This is a genomic window from Lysinibacillus sp. OL1 (assembly GCF_004332175.1).
Lineage (GTDB): Bacteria > Bacillota > Bacilli > Bacillales_A > Planococcaceae > Lysinibacillus > Lysinibacillus capsici.
In genome coordinates, this window is record NZ_SJDS01000002.1 from 1 (window position 1) to 18,311 (window position 18,311).

Below are 18,311 nucleotides of genomic sequence, written 5' to 3' on the forward strand. Positions count from 1 at the left end.
TACATTATCTCTAACTATATATAAACAAAGAATGAGGTGTACTAAATAGTGGGAAATACAAAAATATGTCTTGATAATAATATTAAATGGACAGCGATGATGTTACCAGAGCATTTAATGCTTTTGAAGGCATGGAAACAAGAGGTGTTGACAGAGTTGCCTCGGGAACATGCTGAATGGGAGCTTGAAGAATTACAGCAAATAATCACACAAGCATTCACACAGCATAACTATATTATGTTAACTATATGGGAACATGGTAACTATGTGCAATGGGGAGGTACCATTCAAGCGATGAACGAGGACCAGCTGCTACTAGAAACCATTACCACAACGAAGCACATCCCGTTAAGATACATTTATGCTGCTCGTATAGAAGATGATGGATGTGATTAATGGAGAGCAACGACGATTATTACATCAATATTTGCTGCTTGATTTAGCTGTGAAATCCTTACAGCACGATCTAACAGTGGCGGAGCATTTTAAGATGAAGCGTGTATTTTTACCTGCTATGGATGCTTTATTAAAGCAGCTACACAAAGATTATTTTCAATTAAAACGTCAGCTCGCCCAACAAAAAATACGATTAGTTGGCTGGCATCGAATTGATGATTATTTTAGTGATGTGCAGGTGGCTACCGCAGGCAATGATGAGGTACTACGCTATGCCAATCAAGCGTTAAAAACACAAGTCGAAGAGCTAATGAATAAACATTTACACAATGCCTAGGCTTACGTCTACGACGAAAAAGCCAAAAGCTGATGACAGGAGTGGTCAGCTTTTGGCGGCTTTATTTCTCGATAGGTTTCACATCAATTTGCTCAACAAGAAACTCATTGTTAGTACGATTAAATTGATAGGTAATACGAACATCGGCTACATAAATAGGTGAGATGCCAATCGATCCAGGGATGTTTAACATTATTTTTTGATTTTCTACTGTATAAATGACCACACCACCGAAAGCAAGTTGCGCTTGCTTGATATCCGGTGCTGGATCAAAGTCATAATCAAATGTAGATTCTTTTCCCTGTGCTTTCATCGTAATCGCTAATATGCCATCATCTTTTTTCGTAATCGTTGATTCAATAGTATGTGCAACGATGTCTTCATAATGTTGGACATTCATCTCCGATAAATCCTCTCCATTTACCACATGAATCTCATAGTGATTAAGGCCTGTCCCTCGTCCAGTTTGGATAATAATAGCAGCCTCTTCCTTATGATCATTTGTCAGATCTGTATAGAATAACTGAGGTTTAGTTCCTGTATCAGGGATTGTCCAGTCAAAATTTTTCCGCTTACCATCAATATCTAAAGTTACCTCTGTAATTTCATTTTGTGCTTCATTTCGTGCAAATAATTTCACCTTCTCATCATCGGAAACGGCGATCAATGGAGCCTCATGCTGTATCTCCAGCTGTGATGAGACCTGTTCAGCAGGGGTGTTTACTGTCTCGTTTGGAACAGTAACACTACATCCAGCTAGTAGAGAAATTCCTAATAACCATAGCCACATCTCTTTTTTCAATGTCTAGTTCCACCTTTTCTATAGCTAATTGACTTTATTATACTGTATAAACATGCCCCATAGCAGTTGAATTCGTGAAGGAAAAGCTTATATGCCAGGGAGTGGAGGTGTAACAATGAAATTCTTAGAGATGGTAGGGGAAAATAGAATTCCATTGTTTGTAAGGTACGTCTCTCATTTTGAAAAGCAAATGAGTGACGATCTCTTTACAATGGCAAATTCATAACGATTTGTTCACCAATAGGTCCCATTCTTCTTTCTCCATGATCCATAAAGCCTACTTTGACATATAAATTCTGTGCAGCTATATTTTTATGATTGACGACTAATACTACTTCATTACATTCTTTAAACTCCTGCTTCACAAAATCAGCAAGTGCAGACATAGCCTTTTTAGCATAGCCCCTACCTTGCTGCTGATGGTCGATGGACAGGGCAGTTAGTAACATCGCCTGAGGATTACTAGAATATTGTTGGACTCTGTCCGTTGCATGAAGCACAAAAAAGCCGACAGGTACGCCACCACTTAAAATAACAATTGGATACTGTCCGACCTTCTCGATTGAAATCTCTTGAGGAAGTGCCGTAAATTGGTGTTGTTCTTCAGGTAATTCAAAACGATTTAACTGCTCTACATAGCTTTCAGAGAAATGTACTAACTCAATATTCGTTGTTTCTTGCATAAAAAAGCCTCCTTTTCTAATAGTTTAACCATAGAACAAATGTTCGTCAAGGAGGCTTGTATTAAAATAATGTGGGGGTAGGTCATTTTAACTTAAAAGGGTACCAAAAAGTAAAATAAAAGAAATACTAATCATCACAATAAGTGTAATGACCATTGTTAAAATTCCTCGAAGCAAGGTCGTTAAATTTTTAACATTTTTCATACCGACCAGGCTTAGGTAGAAACAGGCAACTGACAAGAGTAGTGTCAACAGTAATGGATGGAAATGAAGATATGTGTAAAAGAAGTCTCTCATTGAACCTGATAGAAAAAATAATAGAATACAGCCCAAAGATAAGATAAATGACCAGAGATTTAAATTAATTCCCATTGTTTTCCTCCTTCCTATAAAAACGAATTTGTTGTAGGAATGTTCCGATGATTCCGCTTGATAGGGAAAAGGAGAAACTAAATGTGTGTTGCTAGAACAGGGTCACTCGGACGAAAGTGACCCCAAGCACCAAAAGGAGTGTAAAGTAAAGTTACAAGAACTTTACACTACTATTATTATGTGAAGCTAGCGGTTTAAGATAGTTATCTATCTAAATTACTAACTTTTAATTGTGAGTAAAAATAAATGAGCTAGAAAAAAACGAAAAGGGAGGAGATTTGAATAGCTGTGGTAGCGATTCATGGTAAAAAGGCTTTAGCTTCTGTAATGGAACAGAGGCTAAAGCCTGAGATGATCAATTAACACATGAAGCTAGCACCAACGATAATAAGAAGGATGAATAGTACAACAATAAGCACGAATGTAGAGCTATTGCCGCTTCCATTGTCCCCGCCACAGTAACTATTGAAATTACAGTAACTCATGAAACACACCTCCTTTCTTTCTTTTAAAGTATGTATTGGACAAAAGGGGGGGTTAGCGAGTAGAGAAAAAATGAGTTGTCCCTTCATTCGGGAATAAAGCGGTGAAAGCTTTACTTTATTATTATGATGGAATAGTAGCTTGAGTTAGTTGTTAGCCTGTATAGCATCAAGAATAATGAAACAAATTCTACTAATTGTATTGGTATTCAACACGATGTAAAAAAACATCCGTTCTAGGATGTTTTTTTAGTATAACGGCTGCTGCGTATGACAAGGGGGGAAGCCGTTCACATCATGAATCATATGAAGGTCGTATTGCTTTAAGGCAAATTGACTTTGATACAAATATTCAAGAACAAGCAGTTTTCCTCCTGATACGCCACAGAGGACACCAGAAGTTCCTTGACCATTTGTAAAAGAAACACCAACAGGCTGACCGATTAAATACGGAATTTTATGTTGCCAAGGCACAATAGCCACTCCTTTCACTATAATATATGAAAGGCGTGGCTAGAGGTTCTTACCTTCACAAAATAGCATTCTCTGTTATTGGAAAAAACTAACTAGACACTAACAATTAAAAAGGGCTGGATTATTCGTTTTGCCATTGCTGACAAGTTGACAGTTGAAGTAATAGGAATGGTTTTTTTAGTGAATTTGTAGGTAAATGAGCTGAAATAGGCTACGAATTATCAGAGAATTACTGGCATCTAGGTATTATGTCAGAGACAATGAAGGAAGTATTATCAATTGGCTTTAATCAATTAGGTCTAGTCAGGATACAGGCAATTGTTGCTGTAGAAAACATTGCCTCCAAGAAGTTACTAACAAAATTCACATTTAAAGAAGAAGGCTATTTAAGACAATATGAATATCATAGTGTTACAGGACAAAGTAGCGTAGCGATATGTTGATCTACTCATTGTTACAGACAGAGTTTGAGAAAAAGGGGGAGGAAAAGGCACAGTCCTATTAGGATGATTGGAATGAAGAAAACCTTCCTAAGAACAATGCAACGGCTTTTAATAAATTAAAACTTGGGGAAATCTCCAACTAAACAGAGTATGTAAAAAGGGATAGCATTGTACAAAAACATCTTGGGGGCGATGTTAAAGGTGCTATCCCGACATTAATGTATGTGAAAGAACTTATAAACATTACCACTGTAAGTAAATTGAAAAGTAATTGAAATAAGGGTGTAAAGCTTTTATTATAGGTATAATCCGAGGCATCATGGATAAATAACAGGTGGTTTTCCCTTGTCTGCTATGGTTGAAAATTTTGTCACATATTTTAAGTCTTGCTATTAAACCATATGACGTCAATTATGAATTGGTTGATTCGCCACCATCTACATGCAAGACTTGCCCTGTAACATGCCTAGAATCATCTGATGCTAAATAGACAAAAGTAGGGGCGACTTCAAAGGGCTGAGCCATTCGGTTAAATAAATTAGTTCCATGTAAGGCGTTTTCATCAGAGGAAAAGCTAGAAGGAATAAGTGGTGTCCAAATACGGCCAGGGGCTATCGCGTTGACACGAATCTGTTTTTTGGCAACGCTTTTAGCTAGGGAACGAGTCCAGCCTACGATAGCCGCCTTTGTAGCAGAATAATCGATGAGTAAAGGTTCTCCTGCATAAGCCACAACGGAGGCAGTGCCAATAATGGAACTTCCTGCTCGTAAATAAGGGAGAGCGGCTTTTGTCGTATAGAAGTGAGCATATACATTTAATTTAAAGGTTTCATCAAACTGTTCATCCGTGATGTCTGTCAGCTCATTTTGCTGAAATTGAATCCCAACATGGTTACATAAAATATCCAATTGACCAAAAGTGTTCATCGTTTCGGAAACAATGTCTACACATTGTTTTTTAAAGCGAAGATCTCCAGGAAGCAGCAGACATTTTTGTCCTAATTCTTCAACTCTTTTTTTCGTTCTTAGCGCATCTTCATGCTCATCTAGATAAGCAATGGCCACATCGGCCTCTTCTTTCGCAAAGGCAATGGCAGCAGCTGCACCCATCCCGCTATCACCCCCAGTAATAAGCGCAACTTTTCCCATTAATTTACCACTCCCTTTATAATGAGGATTTTCTATGATGGGCTTAGGAACCATTAAGCTTTCCAACCCCGGTTGGCGTAATTGTCTTTGTTCAGGTTGAGTAAGTGGCACTTCTTTATATTGCGTAATCTTCCCATAGACAGGATATTGCGGGTATGGATCTTCCTTTTTATTGTCCTCAAACCACTTTTGATAAAAGTGGATTTGTGCTAATAATTCACGATAGTCCTTGTCATTCGGATTAGTAATAACCAATCCCTCCTTTTCAACATAGACTATGAAAGCTTACCTTTTTGTGTTAAACATCCAAACAAGCACTGAAGGAAACGGGGGGACTGAAAATGGAGGTTGAATTTTTCCCAGAGGTTACGCGATTATTAGAAAATGAAGCGTCTACACTTGAGATCCATTATTTGAATGACACCTGGTTAACACCAACCATTGGCGTAAGACCACCTTATTATAGCTACCCAATCAACGAGTCATATTATCCGATTTGGGACAATGAATAAAACTGTAAACGAAGAAGCCATCTGATGCTGAAAAAACAACACCAGATGGCTTCTTTATTTATAAGAATATTAATAATTTTTAATCTCTTCAAAAGTCCCGAACGTTACATCCCGTAGATTAATTGTACCATATATATTTTTCTTCCCATCAATCACTAGCACCTTTGGATGCATGTATTGTCTGGGAATACTCGATTTTTGTCCGTCCGTTTTGTGGAAGGCTAAAATTTGTTGCAATGTCACATCATCGGTATACGTAAATCCACCGAAATCATCATTATAGGTATGGAAAGGTACCGGCCGAATGATAGGTAAATAATAAAATGTACGATCTTTTAGTACTTTTCCTTCAAATAGAACATCTCCATTATTTGTTACTGTGTAACGCTTATCACCGATATGATTCATGGCATCTGTATCAGATACCATCACACCTTGATAGTCGAAATAATATCGGTAATGCATCGTCTTGGGTGTTCTTATCATTTCTTCATTTTTCATAGATAATACATTTCCATTGATTGTATGCTCTATTATGCCAGAATCACTGTTTATGAAATACATAGATATACCTTGTTTATCTAAATATCCTGCTTCTGATCCATATTCTTTTCCTGTATCTAATAATTTGTAATGCGCATCTGTAAAACTATGCATTAAGAAAAGGTTCATATTGATATATCCATGTTGACCTGGAATGTATTTTTTTACAATGGAGAAAGCATTTGATTGCATAAATTGATTTCTTAGCTGTAATCGTGATTCGTGAGGACGACCAAAAAGGCTAGTCCCTTCAATTAGTACTTCTTCGTCGATGGCAAAGTTACCATCATAGCGTGCATAAATATGAAGAAGAGAATTAGAAAAGGACACATGTAAATGTGATTTATTGATTGTTGTTACATTTGAAATTTTTTGAAATCCTAGCTCTTCAGCTGTTTTTCAAAATGAATAACATGGTGATTGCGCTCAATTAATTTGATTGTTCTTGATAAAAAAGAAGCAAACTGCACACGTGTCACACTGTTTTTGGGATAGAAAGTATCTACATTGGAAATGCCTAAAGCATTAAGTGCCTCTATATAGGGTCTAGCTTCTTTAGTTGCTTTCTGTATATCCACTACATCACTTTGCAAATCATAGGCATAGTCAATCAATGAATAGCTTCGGGCTAATACCATAAGTCGGTTTAACGTTAGTGCCATTTGTTCTCGTGTCATGTGATTATATGGATTTAGGCGTCCATTTTCTCCTTTAAAGATGCCATTATCGTAAAGTAAAGTTGAATACTTTAGCAATTCACGATCCTTCACACGAAGGGGCATATCCATAAAACGATCCATTTCCTCCCAATTTTTATCAACCTTCGCTATGCCGTTCTGTTCGATATATCGTCCCATCATTACGACAACTTGACCACGAGTAATCGTCGTGTTTGGGGAAAAAGTTGTCGGTGTTGTCCCCTTAATAATATTTCTTTTTGTTAGATCCTGTACTTCTTGTTGCATTTGATTCGGCAGTTTTTTTATATCATCAAAGCCACTTGCAGAGACAGAAATGTGATTCATTAAAAAAACGAAACAGAATAAAACGAACATTATTGTATAAATAAGCTTTCTTTTCATCTTTCACCTGCTTTAACCAATATCCACAAAATGATAGCATGTTTAAACAGATAAATTCTATTGGTAATGAATAACAAATATAAAGTGACCCAGAGCTAACTAGATTTATAAATGCTACTGGTATTAAAGAAATAATTATTGTTGGTTTATTTGCAGAAGGCTGTGTAACTGCAACTACCTTAGGTTCTCTTCACAATAATTTTCATACGACAATCGTAAAAGAGACAGTGGCAAGTTCAAGTGATAAAAAGAGATTAATAGCATTAAATACGTTAAGATCAAATAAGGTGAAAGTTATTCATTCTTTTCAGTTAGTAGCGATAATTTTGAAAGGCAGAAATTCCTTTCACTTAAGAATATATTGATCGGCAACAAGCTACAGGTTTTCATTACATTTTGTCATGAGAAAGGATGGTAATATGAGTAGGAATTTTATTATCTTTGGAGCTAGCCAAGGATTGGGAGATGCATTTGTTAAGGGGTTACCTGTCAAAGGAGATACAGTATGGATGGTAGCACGAACGAGACCCAATAGTTTAGAGCTAAATGATGGAGTAAATCGTCACTGGTTATCCATTGATCTGTCTAGTCAACAACAAATTTCCACTTTAAAAGAAGTGTTACAAGGCATTCCGCTCGATGTATTAATTTATAATGTGGGTGTATGGGAAAAGCGTGGTTTTGAAGATGATTATACATTTGATAAGGATGAAGTAGAGGATATTTCGAAATTAATCAATATCAATCTAACTTCTACGATTACATATATTCAGGCACTTTTACCCAACTTAAGACAAGCGAAGCAGGGAAAGGTTATTTTAATTGGATCTACAGCAGGCTTAGATCACACAAACAATGCACAAGTTTCATTTGTCACATCTAAATTCGGCGTAAGGGGCATTACAAATGCACTGCGTGAACATTTAAGGAAAGATAAAATTGCTGTCACATGCATTAATCCTGGTGAACTGGCAGCAGAAGTACCCTATGAAGAAGGAGCGGAAAAAGCCATTCATTTATATGAAGGTACACGAATCCCCGTACAAGATATTGTCTCTCTTGTGCAATGTGTAATTAATCTATCAGCAGTCTCCTGTGTAAAAGAAATTAATGTCCCAGCCATAACGGATTTAAATGCATGATTACTCAGTAAACGCTGCTCAATATTGAGTAGCGTCTTTTAATAAAAAGGATAAATAAATTCCTTTCCTTAGAAAAAATTTTCACGATCCCCTCACACATAACACTACAATTAAGCTCATATAAATAAAGGTAGTAAAAAAATCAACATCCTTTCATCGTCATAATCAAATTCTAAAAACACTTCCAGCCTATCAAATCTTAAGAAAATCTTCAGGTTCTACTAGGAAATATTTAAGATTCGCTGTGTATAATTATAAAAAAAGGAAATTCACGAAACCATTTGAAGATTTAAAACGTATTGGTAGTAGGAGAGAGAATATTGAAGTAGGTGAAGATATGGCACATACGATTTACATAGTATTAACCAAAACAGGGACGTTATTATCAAAAGCGATCGGCATGTATACGGGCAAGGAGATGAATCATGCATCCATAGCCTTTGATGAGGGGCTATTTGATATGTATAGCTTTGGGCGAAGGCAATTGAACAATCCGTTAAGTGGGGGCTTTTTACGAGAGGATGCAGAAAGAGGGCTATTTGAGTGTGCGGATTGTGTTATTTATCGCTGTCGTATATCACATTATCAATATTTAGACATGATGAAAATTGTCCGTTATATGTACTGGAATCGAGATCGCTATAAATATAATTTTATCGGACTCTTTGGTGTGGTGATGCAAAAGGAAGTGAGACGTGAGCGTGCTTATTTTTGTTCCCAGTTTGTAGCGACGCTACTAAAGGTGGGAGGCCTAAAAATAGTTCAAAACCCAGCATTAATGACGCCTCATTGCCTAGCGCAATTACCGTATTTAGAGAAAGTCTTTGCAGGGAAACTGGCAGATTATTTACAAACGGTACGTGAGCCAGCTATGCTATATGGTTAATGAATAGATGCACTACCTGACGTTTAAATAGTAAAATAGACACTCATGCGACAATCTTCTATTTTGTAAGAGGATTGTCTTTTTATCTTTCAGCAGAAAACGCCCTTCTTTATCAGTGGTGCGATGAATGTATACAACTTGTACTTTTGATTCAATGGTGTCCCGATACTTTTCGAGCAAGCTGAAAAAAATGAACGCAATTACGCTCAGGCGTCATCAATATTAGTCATATTTACCCCGTATAGAATGTCAATAAACCTAGTTGCTGGAAACTGGAAAATGAGTCCTATTCCTGTTAAAAGAGTCCCCATAAAATTGCTATCATAAATAATAGATACGTATGTTCTACGAGTGATAACAGCAAGGAGGATATGGAAATGAGTGATGAAATAGCAGCAGTTGGCTGGGATGCGATTGATCAGGCATTAGCACAGGTATATGGTGAGCAGGAGCCAAAGCATTATGGAACTTTGATTCCCTATTCACTAGGAGGACAAGATCCTTTAGATGGAATTAGTGTTTATAAAAGCGAAACATCCATTCCACATTGGCATTTTGTTACATATGGCTTCTCGGAACTATATGAAAAGGAATTTGAAAACAAGGACTATAGTGGCTATGGATTTGAATTAACATTTCGACTAGTACGTCAACTAGATGAGGAAGAGCCACCTGCTTGGGCATTGAATTTACTACAGAATATGGGCAGATATGTGTTTAATAGTGGTAATGTATTTAGAGCGGGAGATTATTTGGATGCAAATGGTCCGATTTGCCTCGATGCCGACACACAATTAACGGCACTAGCCTTTACACATGATCCAGAGCTTGCTGAAATCGATACACCAAATGGCAAGATGGAGTTTATCCAAATGGTTGGTATTTCAGAGGATGAGTTAGAAGCGATGCAGACATGGAATACGCTTGGTGTACTACAGGCCGGCATGAAGCAAATACCAAGCTATACCACGGATTTAACAAGAACTTCTCTCCTACAAAATCCTGACGTTGCCGAGGCAGTTGTGCGAGGAATGGAGGAAGATGGCTCTAATACGGGGTTTCTTTTCGTAGATCAACTTGCTTGGAAAGTAGAAAAAAAGAGCTGGTCTAACAAACCGTCTAATGTTGTTCAACTTGGAGCAAAGCAAGCAGCTGTCATTAGTAAATTATTACGTGGACGTATTCTGAAAGATAAAGATCTTACCTTAGTCGGTCAACAAATAACGATAATATTTAAAGCAGGCCCTCAGGTAGGCTATTCAGAGAATGGTCAAGAGATTACGATCACATTGAACAAGGCAGCGGTAGAAGAATTAAGTCAGAGGCTGATACCGCAAGAAAGTCAATTCACTATTTCTTCTTTAGCTGGTGTAAGTTTTCAAATTTTGAAGACACATATTAAAAATCAAGAAGGAGCGGTTGTGAAAACAATCGGATAAGATGGATCTCTCGCTAAGGCTTTAGCGGGAGATTTTTCTCTAACAATAGAAAGGGAGGATGTACAGTGAAGCAGTGTGTAGAGCATTTTCTAGCGGCTGTGTGGGAGCAAATCACGGCTGTTTATCAACAAGAGAGTAAACGAATAACAGGGCTGAAAGAGCAAAGTAGGTTACAAGCAGGCATCCTTCAATATTTGAAAGTTGCCTGGAAAAAAGGAAAAAGTCCTAATGGCACAATCTTTATAGATGTTTATGAGCCATTTAGTTGGAGTGATAGCTCCTATAAGGTGGAAGCGGGTTCATACATACAAGAATTTACAGATGTCCAGCATATTGAAGAGCTTTTTAGTGCTTTATGTACTAAAACAGAGGAAGTATTTCAATCTGAGCAATACGGTCCCCGATTTTTTGATTACCGCTTTGAGGTTGTACTGGAATTTGAACATGATAAAACGGTGCTTCATTATCAAAAGGAGCTGTTGAATAATCGTAAACTAGCGTCAACGAAACAAGTGCTGGCAAGCTTTATAGAAACAAAGGTGATGGCAGAGCTACCATTTAGGCCAAGTGACAATGATGAATTTTTCCTTGCGAAGCATTTGGTCAATCCACATTTTTTCCATCAAACAGCTAAGGAAGTCGAACCACTTATTCATCGGCTTCAAGAAAAGCATCGGGCGAATAAAGAACGTTTAGACAAATGGATTTATTATTATACAATGGCCTTTAAGCAGTGGGCAGAGGAGCATTTTTTAACGCACTATTTTGAACAAGCAGGCGATTATCGGAAAGAGTGGGTATTGAAAACAGAGGACTCGGTACAACAACTAGAGAAGGAAAAACTAGATTTCTTTCTTTATGTCGCGTTGAAGATTGGTCAAAAAGAGCCAGCCACTCGATTAGAATACTTGGAACTTGCGAAGCAGCTTGGCTCGCTGCAGGCAGCTAATTATTTGGAAAAAGGAAGCGGTCGTTTTGAAAGTATAAGAAAGCGGGATGTATTCGAAGGACAGGCAAATGATATTTTACAAACGATTGATATACGAGTGATGGTAGAAGAGGAAAACGCTTATCGTGAAGCCCTTTACTATATCATTCAACTGCTACAAGAAGGTTTTTCAAAGGGCTATAAGCTGACTTTAAAGAGTAAAGCGAAACATTATCTTCCTATTAAAAAGTTAGCTAAATCAAAGCTTCATCAATTTTTCGCCAATTGCCTACAATATCCAAATCTTTTCCCTTTATTAGCGGACTATGCCCAGCTTGCTATGGAGGAATTTGCTTGGTATCAGGATGTTGAGCCGAGTGAAAAATCAGCTATGCCCAGCACCTATGCGGTTTTTGGATTAGGGCTTTATAGCAAGGATTATTTTCCACTTGTTCAACGATATATGTTACTCGTTGATACAGAGCATCAATCCGTGCAAGATGCTTATGCGGAAGCCTTTCTTGAAGCTCATGGCTTATCAATAGAGATGATGCCTGTGTTTGTAGCTATTTTACTTGGTGCTAGTGAATCAGCTAAGCCAATAAAGAACATTGACATCATGGATTTAGATTTGCTCGTGGCACTCGGACAAGAACTTGAAAAGAAAGCAGATTATCAGCGTCCATTTGTTTTATATCGAATATTCGGTAGTTCCAAGAAGCTTGCTCAGCGACTAAAGCAAGAATCAGCACCAATAAGGGATGAACTTGAGAAATTACGGCAATGGATGGATTCCTGAAGGGGGTAGACGAATGGAATGGACGGAAGTGAGTAAATCCAAGGATTTAGAGGTCGTTCGGGAGGCCATTAGCAAATTAGATGTAAATGAGCGAGATGCACGTGGGAGAACACCATTAATGCTTTTTATAACAAATCGAATGCCACATGAAGGAATCAAGCTTCTTTTGGCACAGCATATAGACTTGGAGGCACGAGATAAGCTTGGTGATACAGCACTGAAAAAAGCGGTAAAGTTTAAGCAGAAAGAAGTGATTTCTTTACTACTTGCAAAGGGTGTAAATTTATCTGAGCCAGAGGGGATTACCGCTACAGCTTGGTTTGCAGCAAGGGAGCATGCAAGAATCGCTGATTTATTGGTAGATACACCAGGTGCAATCCGTCTAACTTTGAATGCAGAAGAACAACAGCAAGTTGATGCCATTTTATACGAGGATTCTCTCAATACAATGTGCCAGCGCATAAGCAAGGTATTATCAGCTGTTATTTTACATGCCATTGTCAATAGCTATAACTGGGATGATGGCCCCGAGCCTATGCTCGCAGCATTAGCTAATCCAGTTTGTGCCCCTATTACCATGATAGATATGTTTGAGCTAATGGAAGGAGAATATTGGCTAGCACTAACAGAGGAAGAGATAGCGAGTTCCGATTGGAAGCGACCATGGAAAGAGATGGCACTAGCCTTACAAGAAAAATTAAAATGCTAGCTAGCGAGGAGAGAGTAATGGACCAAAAAGCAAGGAAAATATTAATGCAAACCTATTGGCAATCTGGTGGATGGCGTTCAGGTGGTTATACCTATACAGAAGAAGATTTTCAATATGCTAAAAGTAAGGGCTTGATGTTTGATCGATTAACGATTTCCCATGATGAATGTGTACAAAGATTGCAACAGCTTCATGAGAAATTCTTAACAAAGGAGCTTGTGGTAAAGGCATTTTTGCATAGCTTATCGACGCGCAAAGTACATTTACGCAGTGCCTTATCGAGCTGGGCTCTTACGCATGATTTACCAATGCATACGTATGATGAACAACCTGTGGCATTGGTCTCCTATAGTGGCTGTGGCTACTGTAATGAGCGGAAAATCATGTCCAATGATACGTATGTCAATGAAGATTTAAATGTGCTTAATTTTGAACGCATCAAGTGGGGAGGGGTTCGCCTCAATTGGCTCATCTATTGTTTACTAGACTTAGAATGCCTAGTGAAAGAACAAGAAGCATTGAATGTCAGTGAGGATGACGTAGCCATCTTACAACAGATGGTAGCAGCAATAGAATCCTGTAACGACACAGATGCAGCTAGACAGCTTGAAAAGCGCTGGAAAGATGTTTTCAAGTCCAATCAACATGAACGAGATGTAGTCATGGAAATCTGGGGTTATGCGGGACTACTCGTATCAAAGGATGATTATCGCAAGGAGCGTGGACGTGGAACTGATTTTATGTCAATGGCGACTTGGAGAGGACAGGATGGCTATTCACAGGAAAAGATGAAGTTTTACTTTGGCTCCTACCTATAAAAAGGAGCAGTATTCGATCGATTACAAAACTGACCAAAGGATGCTGAGGATTATTGATATAGCGAAGGTATTTTAAGAGCACATACTATAATGAACTGCTGCCATGGTCCTGCACTAATAATGTGCAGATTTTACTTTTACCAGAGCTTTACTAAAATAAAAAAGAGAGGTGCAGTGAGATGGGGGCTTGGGGATACAAAGCATTGGAAAGTGATGAAGGTTTAGATGTAGTGGCGTTTTTGCGGGAGTTTATGGAACAGCATAAGGAATCCACTCAGCTAACATTATCGGATATTGTACAGGCTATGAAACAGCAAGGCTTTTTTGGTAAAACATTGGAGGATATAGATTTTTTCTACGATATAAGTGCCCTGGCTTTGGCAGAGCTTTATAGTCAATATCTGGATACAGGAACCATTTATGGTCAAGAAAGTAAGGATGAACAAATACAATGGGTAGTTGATGAAAGCTCTTTGACATTTATATTGCGGTATTTACAGGACATTAGAGATGAAGTACCTGATCAACATGGTAGTAGAGAGATTGTAGAATTATGGCAAGAGTCCAAGGGTTGGCCAGAATGGCAGACCAACTTAGCCTATCTTATTCAGACGGTTGAACAAGCGATTAACCGTTTGCTACAAAAATAGATGGAGTGATTGGAAATGACCTATGATTTTTGGATGATGGCTTCCATCATGGAGTTGGTTGAATATCCAGATGAGACAAGCGATGACTATATAGCACATCCAACTTTACAGACGATCATGGATGTGCTTGAAATCCACGTACCGCTAGCAGAGATTTACGAACGTTATTTTGGTCAATCCATTCATACAGGACATGTTTTAGTATTTTCGAATAAGCAGCAACCACATGTCTGTGTGGTACTTGATACTTATCGAGATCCGCTCGATCAACTGGATTTAATTCAATTTGGCTGGAGAGTGAACACAAAAGATGTTCACCTAGTAAGACAGCTGACACGAAAACTATTTGATAATTGTGATGAGGGGATTCGCTATGAGGAAGGTCAATCCATTCTCTATCAGGTATTACAAGAACAACGCTATCCTCGAAAACTTTACTATGAGACATTCTATGAACAACAGCTGAAGAAATTTTGGGTATGATAGCATCAAAAAGGATTCGTAACACTTTCTATAAAAAGTGTACGAATCCATTTCCTAGAACCTATACAAAGAAAAAGCTGAATAGAGATAGCGCAATCGAAATGATTACAATAGGTCCAATCATTTTCATATGTCGTTTTCGTGCCATTACAACAATCGCTACATATTCACGAATCATCGCATTTGGCCAATAATAAAAGGCTGTCTTAGAGCCAATGCCCTGACTATCTAAGCCCGCAAGTCTTGCATAAATACCCGCACGAAAAAGATGGAAATTATTCGTGGTGAAAATACTGTTATAGGCCTCACCCTGTTTCCGATCATCCATGAGCTGCTTAGAAAATAACATATTTTGATAGGTATTCACAGAGCGGTTCTCCTGAAGTGTATGCTCAATGGGAATGCCTTTTTCTATTGCATATCGTTGCATCGCTTCAGCTTCGGGTAGATTTTCATCAGGACCTTGTCCACCAGAGAAAATAATGGTAGGTGGAGTAGTCACTGCTGCTTGCTTATGATAGAAGTCAATGGCCTTTTGAATTCTACTAGCTAAAAGTGGAGGCACCTTATCATTAATTAATCCACTGCCTAGTACAATAATAAAATCTTGATTCAATCGAGGGCGATTGAATTGGTAGAGAAAATAAGCAGATAAAAAATTGGATAAATGGATAAAAAAATAAAACGTAATGAGTGAAATTCCACCAAAAATGGGCTGGAGGTGGACTGAAAACAAACTCGCTGGATTGATAATCGGTAATAGGATAAAAAGTAAAATGCCAATCGCCACAAGTAATGTTAAGGAATTGGCTAAACGTCTACCTTCTCGCTTCATTAATACTCTCGCATTTAAAAATAAACCAAACATTAAGGCAACAATACCAAAAGGAATTAAAATGAAAAGAGCAATCAGTGGAATAATGACAATAAGCCTTAAAAAGTAATGGTCAGATGCTAAAGATAGAATGACGCAGAATAGCAGAAATGAACAGACAAATAGATTAAATAATAGTCCGTTGATCATTTTTCTTGGGTCTTTGAAGTAAGAAATAAGAAAAACGATGAAAAGAATCAGTGGAATAATGCCAAAATACATACAAAATGCACCTCTAGTGATGGAAGTTGGTTAATGATATCTCTATATTATAAGTAATTATTGGATGAAATCAACCATCAATGAAAAAGTGGAGGGGGAGCATCTAGAAGCTCCCTCTATTTTTTTTGTGTACGATGATAAGTTTTATTGAGGTAATGAATATATTGGGTGCGGGTCAATCCACCCGTTTGGCGATTAAAGTCATCGTAGGAGATATCTTCTGGAAAACTAAATTCAGCGAGTGCCCGCTGACGATCTTCGCGGAAGTGTGGATGATCTAGCGACTCTGTTACAATTCCTTCCTCTTGCTTCAACCAATCACTGGCAACGCCTGCATAGACACCATGATTGGTAAAACGGCTAGCTGTTTGATAGGAGGTGGAAGGTGCAGGTTTACTAATTGTTCCTGTCCCCCAGGATAGAAGATATCGAGGCTCTTTCCCATAGTTTAGTGTCACGCCATAGCCCATTGGAAATACAATATCGGATTCTGTTAACATTTTATGGCCTATCTTTTCATAGCATCCCCGCATAAAATGGTCATCCATCACAATATGGGTTTGAGGGGCCAATGGAGCTGATATGATTTCCTCAAGAGAAGGCAGGCGCTCTGTCGTTGTCAACAAATAGGGCCGTACAAACAATGGCATTGTCATTACATTATGCCAAATACTATCTTCTCCAAAAAGATGATCCTTTTGCATTTGACGTAAATCGCCAATGACAAGCACATAGCCATCTACAAATAAATCGATTTCTACACGAAAAATATCACCTGGCACAGTCTTATAGCGTAGACTTTTCATCTTGGTTAGCTTTTCTAGCTTGTCTGAGTAATCAGCAGGAAGCTGGGAGGGAAATTGCTCTAACCAATTAAAGAGAGCCGACTTAGTCGTTAAATGCTCAAAGCCTGTTAATGGCAGCTGGTAATATGTTTTAGTGTTACGAGCTGTGATATAGCTAGATGGATGGTTTTCATTACCTAGACCAGCAGAAAAAACAACGCCTGCAGCTTTCACAGCGGAGATATTGGTATAATTCAATTTCTTTTCTTTTCCACGCGCGGTTTGAGGGACAATGACTTCACGATTACGTGTTAAAATGTCGACATCCGCTTCTTGGTAGCTATGCTCATTCACGAAAATTCTTTTTTTAATGAGATCACCTTCAAGGCAAATAAAATAATCCTCTCGAATCGGAATCGTTTCCCAATGTGCTTCTAAAGTATGTAGGCCGAAATAGGGGCGCAATGAATTGGTTAACCAACTAGTAAATGGTGTCAATCGAATTTCCTCCTAGCTCTTGTTTTGTATTTTGGTCAAGTATACTGAATTTGGTGGGTGTCGAAAATAGCTTAGATGGAAAATAGTTACTTTTATGCAGTGATAATAATTGCTTTTGGAGCAGATGTCTACCTTTTTCTTCAGGCTATAGAACTGCTATAATGACAGACAGAGGTGATGAATATGCATATTGTGACGATTGAAGGCATACCCTATGCTTGGCTTGAACAATTACCAGAAATCCACGCTCACGTTTTTGATGGAGCAAATTCGCCACTCGAAAAGCTAGAAAAGAAAGAAGGCCTTCTTTGCATATTGGCAGTGGAAGGTGACACATTAATCGGCTTTAAACTAGGCTACCCACATCCAGATGATATTTTATCTTGATTCATCAGAAAATGCCCACCTCTATTGGTGATGAGATGAATGCACAATTGTACTCTTTGATATAAAGGGTGTCCAAATACCGACTGAATCAAGATAAATGCCCCAGCGGATGTCACAGATTTTGAAGAGGAGCTTTTCGAGCAAGCTCGAAAAAATCTGGACGCAATTACGCAAGGGCGTATTTGATAGTTGGTTGGGTGGCGTTCATGTAGCACATCGAGGTCAGGGAATTGCAAGTCAATTAATGAAACAACAGCATGAGCATATCAAGACTTTAGGCTTTCACAAAGTTCGTACATATGGAAGAAATACATTCAAAGCTATGCTCATTACCAACCTCAAGCATGGTTTCGATATACGATCAACATTTATTGATGAAAAAGGCAGACATAAAATTATATTTGAAAAATAATTAA

At 38.1% G+C, this 18,311-nt stretch carries 24 protein-coding genes and 1 pseudogene; 15 read left to right on the forward strand and 10 right to left on the reverse strand.

Annotation, left to right across the window (positions count from 1 at the left end):
* Positions 1-48 precede the first annotated feature (48 nt).
* Together EW028_RS04320 and EW028_RS04325 are read left to right on the forward strand one after the other, a co-directional pair.
* Entirely contained in the window at positions 49-396 is a 348-nt protein-coding gene (locus EW028_RS04320; protein ID WP_227744860.1) for a YolD-like family protein, read from the forward strand.
* A complete protein-coding gene (locus EW028_RS04325) occupies positions 380-733 on the forward strand; it encodes a YhjD family protein (protein WP_009370358.1) in 354 nt (117 codons plus the stop codon). The genes EW028_RS04320 and EW028_RS04325 overlap by 17 nt, the downstream gene beginning before the upstream one ends.
* 61 nt (positions 734-794) lie before the next feature.
* On the opposite strand, the gene EW028_RS04330 is transcribed toward EW028_RS04325, so the two are convergent.
* The 5 genes from EW028_RS04330 to EW028_RS04350 form a co-directional block, all read right to left on the reverse strand.
* Positions 795-1,535: a hypothetical protein gene (locus EW028_RS04330; RefSeq protein WP_131520027.1), complete on the reverse strand. Its 741-nt coding sequence runs from the start codon at positions 1,533-1,535 to the stop codon at positions 795-797.
* Positions 1,536-1,741: 206 nt separating this feature from the next.
* The gene (locus EW028_RS04335; protein WP_048392488.1) at positions 1,742-2,218 is read right to left on the reverse strand and encodes a GNAT family N-acetyltransferase; all 477 of its coding nucleotides are present in this window, start codon (positions 2,216-2,218) and stop codon (positions 1,742-1,744) included.
* 87 nt (positions 2,219-2,305) lie between these two features.
* Positions 2,306-2,590, reverse strand: coding sequence for a hypothetical protein (locus EW028_RS04340; protein WP_131520028.1), 285 nt, complete (start codon positions 2,588-2,590; stop codon positions 2,306-2,308).
* A gap of 359 nt (positions 2,591-2,949) precedes the next feature.
* Positions 2,950-3,075 carry a YjcZ family sporulation protein gene (locus EW028_RS04345; protein WP_081011033.1) on the reverse strand — a complete coding sequence of 42 codons (126 nt, stop codon included), beginning with the start codon at positions 3,073-3,075 and terminating at the stop codon, positions 2,950-2,952.
* Between the two features lie 246 nt (positions 3,076-3,321).
* Positions 3,322-3,546 (reverse strand): hypothetical protein, encoded by a 225-nt coding sequence (locus EW028_RS04350; protein ID WP_004224247.1) that lies wholly within the window; start codon positions 3,544-3,546, stop codon positions 3,322-3,324.
* 206 nt (positions 3,547-3,752) lie between these two features.
* Between EW028_RS04350 and EW028_RS04355 the strand changes: the two genes are divergently transcribed.
* The gene (locus tag EW028_RS04355) at positions 3,753-3,989 is read left to right on the forward strand and encodes a GNAT family N-acetyltransferase (RefSeq protein ID WP_227744887.1); all 237 of its coding nucleotides are present in this window, start codon (positions 3,753-3,755) and stop codon (positions 3,987-3,989) included.
* Positions 3,990-4,400: 411 nt separating this feature from the next.
* Here the strand turns inward: EW028_RS04355 and EW028_RS04360 are convergent, their stop codons facing one another.
* Positions 4,401-5,387 (reverse strand): SDR family oxidoreductase, encoded by a 987-nt coding sequence (locus tag EW028_RS04360; RefSeq protein ID WP_131520390.1) that lies wholly within the window; start codon positions 5,385-5,387, stop codon positions 4,401-4,403.
* Between the two features lie 92 nt (positions 5,388-5,479).
* Between EW028_RS04360 and EW028_RS25130 the strand changes: the two genes are divergently transcribed.
* On the forward strand, positions 5,480-5,650 hold the full coding sequence (locus EW028_RS25130; RefSeq protein WP_193767315.1) for a hypothetical protein: 171 nt from the start codon (positions 5,480-5,482) through the stop codon (positions 5,648-5,650).
* Positions 5,651-5,719: 69 nt separating this feature from the next.
* Here EW028_RS25130 and EW028_RS25525 read toward each other — a convergent pair whose 3' ends face one another.
* Positions 5,720-6,523 (reverse strand): hypothetical protein, encoded by an 804-nt coding sequence (locus tag EW028_RS25525; protein ID WP_227744861.1) that lies wholly within the window; start codon positions 6,521-6,523, stop codon positions 5,720-5,722.
* Positions 6,524-6,573: 50 nt separating this feature from the next.
* Positions 6,574-7,248, reverse strand: coding sequence for an S-layer homology domain-containing protein (locus EW028_RS25530; RefSeq protein ID WP_227744862.1), 675 nt, complete (start codon positions 7,246-7,248; stop codon positions 6,574-6,576).
* A 125-nt stretch (positions 7,249-7,373) separates the two neighbouring features.
* Here EW028_RS25530 and EW028_RS26035 point away from each other — a divergent pair.
* The 9 genes and pseudogenes from EW028_RS26035 to EW028_RS04410 form a co-directional block, all read left to right on the forward strand.
* Positions 7,374-7,640, forward strand: a pseudogene (locus tag EW028_RS26035) (isochorismatase family protein); the annotation flags it as partial.
* A 54-nt stretch (positions 7,641-7,694) separates the two neighbouring features.
* A complete protein-coding gene (locus EW028_RS04375; RefSeq protein ID WP_131520030.1) occupies positions 7,695-8,417 on the forward strand; it encodes an SDR family NAD(P)-dependent oxidoreductase in 723 nt (240 codons plus the stop codon).
* 337 nt (positions 8,418-8,754) lie between these two features.
* Positions 8,755-9,303 carry a hypothetical protein gene (locus tag EW028_RS04380; RefSeq protein WP_131520031.1) on the forward strand — a complete coding sequence of 183 codons (549 nt, stop codon included), beginning with the start codon at positions 8,755-8,757 and terminating at the stop codon, positions 9,301-9,303.
* A gap of 377 nt (positions 9,304-9,680) precedes the next feature.
* Complete coding sequence (locus EW028_RS04385) at positions 9,681-10,742, forward strand: suppressor of fused domain protein (protein WP_131520032.1); 1,062 nt, start codon at positions 9,681-9,683, stop codon at positions 10,740-10,742.
* Between the two features lie 65 nt (positions 10,743-10,807).
* Entirely contained in the window at positions 10,808-12,469 is a 1,662-nt protein-coding gene (locus tag EW028_RS04390) for a DUF6138 family protein (RefSeq protein ID WP_131520033.1), read from the forward strand.
* Positions 12,470-12,482: 13 nt separating this feature from the next.
* Positions 12,483-13,178: a DUF4274 domain-containing protein gene (locus EW028_RS04395; RefSeq protein ID WP_131520034.1), complete on the forward strand. Its 696-nt coding sequence runs from the start codon at positions 12,483-12,485 to the stop codon at positions 13,176-13,178.
* A gap of 17 nt (positions 13,179-13,195) precedes the next feature.
* Complete coding sequence (locus tag EW028_RS04400; RefSeq protein ID WP_131520035.1) at positions 13,196-13,996, forward strand: hypothetical protein; 801 nt, start codon at positions 13,196-13,198, stop codon at positions 13,994-13,996.
* Between the two features lie 179 nt (positions 13,997-14,175).
* Positions 14,176-14,646: a DUF4259 domain-containing protein gene (locus tag EW028_RS04405; protein ID WP_131520036.1), complete on the forward strand. Its 471-nt coding sequence runs from the start codon at positions 14,176-14,178 to the stop codon at positions 14,644-14,646.
* Positions 14,647-14,661: 15 nt separating this feature from the next.
* On the forward strand, positions 14,662-15,129 hold the full coding sequence (locus tag EW028_RS04410) for a hypothetical protein (RefSeq protein WP_131520037.1): 468 nt from the start codon (positions 14,662-14,664) through the stop codon (positions 15,127-15,129).
* Between the two features lie 61 nt (positions 15,130-15,190).
* Here the strand turns inward: EW028_RS04410 and EW028_RS04415 are convergent, their stop codons facing one another.
* Positions 15,191-16,225: a YdcF family protein gene (locus EW028_RS04415; protein WP_048392508.1), complete on the reverse strand. Its 1,035-nt coding sequence runs from the start codon at positions 16,223-16,225 to the stop codon at positions 15,191-15,193.
* Between the two features lie 116 nt (positions 16,226-16,341).
* Positions 16,342-17,508, reverse strand: a complete 1,167-nt coding sequence (locus tag EW028_RS04420) for an immunity 26/phosphotriesterase HocA family protein (protein ID WP_131520038.1) — start codon at positions 17,506-17,508, stop codon at positions 16,342-16,344.
* A gap of 177 nt (positions 17,509-17,685) precedes the next feature.
* Here EW028_RS04420 and EW028_RS25135 point away from each other — a divergent pair, with 177 nt between their 5' ends.
* Positions 17,686-17,895: a hypothetical protein gene (locus EW028_RS25135; RefSeq protein WP_227744863.1), complete on the forward strand. Its 210-nt coding sequence runs from the start codon at positions 17,686-17,688 to the stop codon at positions 17,893-17,895.
* A 109-nt stretch (positions 17,896-18,004) separates the two neighbouring features.
* Positions 18,005-18,307 carry a hypothetical protein gene (locus tag EW028_RS04430; protein WP_227744864.1) on the forward strand — a complete coding sequence of 101 codons (303 nt, stop codon included), beginning with the start codon at positions 18,005-18,007 and terminating at the stop codon, positions 18,305-18,307.
* Positions 18,308-18,311 lie beyond the last annotated feature (4 nt).

Bases quoted from the DNA above. Each gene is read 5' to 3' on its own strand.
- EW028_RS04325 (WP_009370358.1), top strand. From the start codon at position 380: ATGATGGATGTGATTAATGGAGAGCAACGACGATTATTACATCAATAT.
- EW028_RS04335 (WP_048392488.1), bottom strand. From the start codon at position 2,218: ATGCAAGAAACAACGAATATTGAGTTAGTACATTTCTCTGAAAGCTAT.
- EW028_RS04340 (WP_131520028.1), bottom strand. From the start codon at position 2,590: ATGGGAATTAATTTAAATCTCTGGTCATTTATCTTATCTTTGGGCTGT.
- EW028_RS04345 (WP_081011033.1), bottom strand. From the start codon at position 3,075: ATGAGTTACTGTAATTTCAATAGTTACTGTGGCGGGGACAATGGAAGC.
- EW028_RS25130 (WP_193767315.1), top strand. From the start codon at position 5,480: ATGGAGGTTGAATTTTTCCCAGAGGTTACGCGATTATTAGAAAATGAA.
- EW028_RS25530 (WP_227744862.1), bottom strand. From the start codon at position 7,248: ATGTTCGTTTTATTCTGTTTCGTTTTTTTAATGAATCACATTTCTGTC.
- EW028_RS04375 (WP_131520030.1), top strand. From the start codon at position 7,695: ATGAGTAGGAATTTTATTATCTTTGGAGCTAGCCAAGGATTGGGAGAT.
- EW028_RS04380 (WP_131520031.1), top strand. From the start codon at position 8,755: ATGGCACATACGATTTACATAGTATTAACCAAAACAGGGACGTTATTA.
- EW028_RS04385 (WP_131520032.1), top strand. From the start codon at position 9,681: ATGAGTGATGAAATAGCAGCAGTTGGCTGGGATGCGATTGATCAGGCA.
- EW028_RS04395 (WP_131520034.1), top strand. From the start codon at position 12,483: ATGGAATGGACGGAAGTGAGTAAATCCAAGGATTTAGAGGTCGTTCGG.
- EW028_RS04400 (WP_131520035.1), top strand. From the start codon at position 13,196: ATGGACCAAAAAGCAAGGAAAATATTAATGCAAACCTATTGGCAATCT.
- EW028_RS04405 (WP_131520036.1), top strand. From the start codon at position 14,176: ATGGGGGCTTGGGGATACAAAGCATTGGAAAGTGATGAAGGTTTAGAT.
- EW028_RS04410 (WP_131520037.1), top strand. From the start codon at position 14,662: ATGACCTATGATTTTTGGATGATGGCTTCCATCATGGAGTTGGTTGAA.
- EW028_RS04415 (WP_048392508.1), bottom strand. From the start codon at position 16,225: ATGTATTTTGGCATTATTCCACTGATTCTTTTCATCGTTTTTCTTATT.
- EW028_RS25135 (WP_227744863.1), top strand. From the start codon at position 17,686: ATGAATATGCATATTGTGACGATTGAAGGCATACCCTATGCTTGGCTT.
- EW028_RS04430 (WP_227744864.1), top strand. From the start codon at position 18,005: ATGTCACAGATTTTGAAGAGGAGCTTTTCGAGCAAGCTCGAAAAAATC.